Source organism: Shewanella sp. S1-49-MNA-CIBAN-0167 (assembly GCF_040310145.1).
Classification (GTDB): Bacteria; Pseudomonadota; Gammaproteobacteria; order Enterobacterales; family Shewanellaceae; genus Shewanella; species Shewanella psychromarinicola.
This window is the reverse complement of record NZ_JBEOPO010000083.1, coordinates 1-2,674: the sequence shown is the minus strand read 5'-3', so window position 1 is coordinate 2,674 and position 2,674 is coordinate 1. Positions and strand designations below refer to the sequence as shown.

3 protein-coding genes are annotated in these 2,674 nt (G+C 40.5%); 1 reads left to right on the top strand and 2 read right to left on the bottom strand.

The genetic code is table 11. From position 1 onward, the window contains the following. On the top strand, positions 1–82 hold an 82-nt coding region (locus AAEZ00_RS20410), incomplete at its 5' end, for a transposase (RefSeq protein ID WP_351089687.1). Between the two features lie 216 nt (positions 83–298). Here the strand turns inward: AAEZ00_RS20410 and AAEZ00_RS20405 are convergent. Then, complete coding sequence (locus AAEZ00_RS20405; RefSeq protein ID WP_124013155.1) at positions 299–2,035, bottom strand: DUF885 domain-containing protein; 1,737 nt, start codon at positions 2,033–2,035, stop codon at positions 299–301. 336 nt (positions 2,036–2,371) lie between these two features. Beyond that, positions 2,372–2,557 (bottom strand): acyl-CoA dehydrogenase C-terminal domain-containing protein, encoded by a 186-nt coding sequence (locus AAEZ00_RS20400; protein ID WP_502959345.1) that lies wholly within the window; start codon positions 2,555–2,557, stop codon positions 2,372–2,374. Positions 2,558–2,674 lie beyond the last annotated feature (117 nt).

Here is a 2,674-nt window from a genome sequence, read left to right as displayed (position 1 = left end):
TTGGTCTGATGGATATTTTGCTTGCTCAGTCGGCAATGCCTCCGCTGATACAATTCGAAAATATATTCAAGAGCAAGCTTAGTTTATCGATTCATCCCCGCGACTTTCGCTACGCTCGGATCACGGGGTTTTCTCGACAGATTAGATAAATATATGTCTGGGTCAAAGGCTATTCCTAGGCCCCAATGACATACAGGACAGGACAACGTGAATATTATCTGAATGCTAGGGTAAATTAACAATCCCATTCAAACCTGTGAAGATTTAAATGGGATCCGTTAGGCTGTAGTGTTAATTTTTACTGCGCCAAAAAGTGTTTGTTAACGGCTTCTGCCATTAATTGTGGTGGGATCAAACCTTGTTTTAATACGAAATTATTAAACGCTAAACGATCAAATTTATCTCCTAAGGCAATTTCTACTCCGGCCCTAATCTCTAGTAGTCTTGATAAACCATAAAAATAGCTACCCGCCTGACCAGGCATTCTCATGGTGTATCGATCAACTTCTTGTTTCACCGCCGCTTCTGAAAAAACAACGTCATTACGCAATAGTGTATAGGCGTGCTCTTTTGTCGTCAGGCCTAAGTTCAGCATTGGATCTAACATAGCGCGAGCGTTACGTAGTAATCGGTGCTGAAGTGCAATCAGCTGTGCTTCAATGGGAAGATACGGCAACATTTCTGCTTCAGCATAAAGAGCCCACCCCTCTACATTAACGCTGTTAAATGCATAATAGACTCTTGCTAGTGAAACGCCTTGTTCTAACATGACCGAGAATTGTAATTCATGACCAGGTCGGCCTTCATGGGCACTTAATGTATAAGCAACCGCGTTAAAATTAAAATCATCATAAGCCGCATCACCGCTTAATGCAGGGTTACCCGTGGTAAGAATAAATTGGCCCTGTTCACCGGTATTGCCAATGAATGGTGGTGGAACCATATGAGGAGCTGGACTACCCGCGGCTTCTGCTTCGGTGGCAAGTCGCATAAGCATATCGCGTTTAGGTAAATCAACCACATGATGTTCAGTGATTATCTGCTCAAGTTTTTGATTAATGTCACGATAATAATCTTCAATTTTATCGTTGGCCAAAGACTGGTTTTTAAGTGCTTTAATAACATCGCGATAATCATCTGATGGCAAATCGAACTTTTTAGCCACCAAAGGTGCAAGAGCCTGCATATTGGCTTTGGTTATCATATAACTTGTTTTTGCTTGCTCAATTAATAACTGCGGTTCGATGTCTATGCCGACGGTTTTGAGTTTTAAAGCATAAATTTCTGCGGGTAATCGAAAGTCGTCCCGTGAGTGTGGAATAACGGTTTGTTCAGCCCATTGACGATAATCTTCAATTTGTTGTGTTAACAGCACCATATTGTCATTGGCTGTGGTGAAGTTATTTTTATCAAATAACTGCTGTAAACCTGTTATTAAGGTATCGAATCTTGCGAGCGCTTGGTTAACCTCCACTTTAGTGGAGCCCATTAAGCTTTTATTGGTTAAGGCTGTTTCAAATAGTGTTTTGGCTTGTTCTGTGAGTGCCGGTTGTCCCGTTTTACCGACATAACAAGCAAGGCGCGACATGGCGGCCTGTTTTCGAATATCAGGCATTTGCTCATCTAATAATGCCGATACGCCACGAAATATAATCAAGGGGACATCAACCCAAGGTAACATGTATTTGTCGTCTAACTTACCCGTCGCTATGGTCTGATCGATATTGCCGATAATAATGTTAAGGTCTTGACGAACTGGCAATAATTTTTCAGTTTCAAGTGCCTGTTGCAAGCTTTTTTTGCTGCTTTCAAGAGTATGAATAAACTTATCGTTTTGTGCCTTGGTAATGTTGCTGCATTGACTATCGACTGCAGTTATTCCAATTGAGCTCGCTAATTCAGGTTGAAACTGACTGACAATTTTTATTTGTTTATTAGTGTATTGATTACTGATATCAACCCACGAACTTGCTGATGAAGTGAACGGAAGTAAAACAAGTAGTGGAATCACTGAAGTGAATATTTTGCCTGGCATCGGCTTAATCCCTTTTTTATTTTTATAGAATGGCTATAAAATGACGATGAAGTAATCAGTATACCCGAATTTAACGGCCAAGCGACACGCCCTCAACCAAGCGGTTTGCTAACCTCGAGTTAGGATATAAATGAATATTAAACAGTAGTTTGCGGCGCTAATTGTCACATCAATGTCTATCGTATTATTGTCTCGTTACAAATAAAAAAGCCGCAACGCATAAGGTTACGGCTTTTAGACTCTGATTATAGGCCATAGACTTAAAAGACTTAGTCGCTTTTGCAAGCCATCAACGACGAAGCTAATGTAGACTCAATCCTAAAATCTAGCACTAATTTAAAAAACAAAATCATCGCTGCTTAATGCCATCATTGAATCGACACCGTTTTGAATACAGGCTGCGTGGCCTTTTGCTCTTGGTAACATACGTTGGATATAAAACTGGGCAGTTTTTATTTTCGCTTCATAAAACGCCGTTTCTGTTGTGCCGGCGGCAAGTTTATCTTGAGCAACCTTTGCCATTTTGGCCCAGAAAAACGCTAACGTAACGTAGCCCGCATACATTAAATAACATGCCTATGCATCTGAGTCAGTTTTGGCCTATTCTTATAGTATAAATCAAGACTAGAAGTGAGATTT

Bases quoted from the DNA above. Each gene is read 5' to 3' on its own strand.
- AAEZ00_RS20405 (WP_124013155.1), bottom strand. From the start codon at position 2,035: ATGCCAGGCAAAATATTCACTTCAGTGATTCCACTACTTGTTTTACTT.
- AAEZ00_RS20400 (WP_502959345.1), bottom strand. From the start codon at position 2,557: ATGGCAAAGGTTGCTCAAGATAAACTTGCCGCCGGCACAACAGAAACG.